Annotated in this window: 1 pseudogene; it reads left to right on the top strand. The window is 46.5% G+C overall.

Annotation, left to right across the window (positions count from 1 at the left end):
- Window positions 1-1,268, top strand: a pseudogene (locus GGD38_RS37340) (gliding motility-associated C-terminal domain-containing protein); the annotation flags it as partial.

Raw genomic sequence — 1,268 nt, 5'->3', positions numbered from 1 at the left:
AATAATACCGCAACTACAACTTATACATTTACGCCGGGTGCAGGACAGTGTGCTACTACAACGACTTTGACAATTACGGTTAATCCAAATGTAACGCCGACGTTTACTGCCGTAGCACCAATCTGTTCGGGAGCAACTTTATCACCGTTGCCAACTACGTCTAATAATGGGATTACCGGTAGCTGGGCGCCCGCACTTAATAATACAGCTACTACTACATACACCTTTACACCAACAGCAGGACAGTGTGCGACTACGACGACTTTAACGATTACGGTTAATCCAAATGTAACACCGACATTTACAGCAGTTGCTCCTATTTGTGCTGGGGCTACTTTAACACCGCTGCCAACAAGTTCTAACAATGGTATTACGGGTACATGGTCGCCTGCTTTGGATAATACGACTACAACAACCTATACCTTTACACCAACTGCAGGACAGTGTGCGACGACTACGACTTTGACAATTACGGTTAATCCAAATGTGACGCCGACGTTTACAGCTGTAGCACCAATCTGTTCGGGAGCAACTTTATCACCGTTGCCAACTACCTCTAACAATGGTATTACTGGTAGTTGGTCACCGGCACTAAATAATACAGCAACTACAACTTATACCTTTACGCCGAGTGCAGGACAGTGCGCGACTACAACGACATTGACAATTACCGTTAATCCGAATGTAACGCCGACATTTACGGCTGTAGCGCCTATTTGTTCGGGCGCTACCTTGTCGCCTTTGCCAACCAGTTCTAACAATGGTATCACTGGATCTTGGGCGCCAGCACTTAATAATACGGCAACTACAACTTATACCTTTACGCCGAGTGCAGGACAGTGCGCGACTACAACAACTTTAACTATTACCGTTAATCCGAATGTTACGCCGACGTTTACAGCTGTAGCGCCAATCTGTTCGGGAGCAACACTCACGCCATTGCCAACTAGTTCTAACAATGGTATCAATGGATCTTGGGCGCCGGCACTTAATAATACAGCAACTACAACTTATACATTTACGCCGGGTGCCGGTCAGTGTGCGACTACGACGACTTTAACGATTACGGTTAATCCGAATGTGACGCCGACGTTTACAGCCGTAGCGCCAATCTGTTCGGGAGCTACTTTATCGCCCTTGCCAACTAGTTCTAACAATGGTATTACCGGTACCTGGGCGCCGGCACTTAATAATACGGCAACTACAACTTATACCTTTACGCCGAGTGCAGGACAGTGCGCGACTACAACAACTTTAACTATTACCGT

This window comes from Niastella sp. OAS944, from assembly GCA_024809215.1.
Classification (GTDB): Bacteria; Bacteroidota; Bacteroidia; order Chitinophagales; family Chitinophagaceae; genus Niastella.
This window is presented reverse-complemented; position numbering and strand designations above follow the sequence as displayed.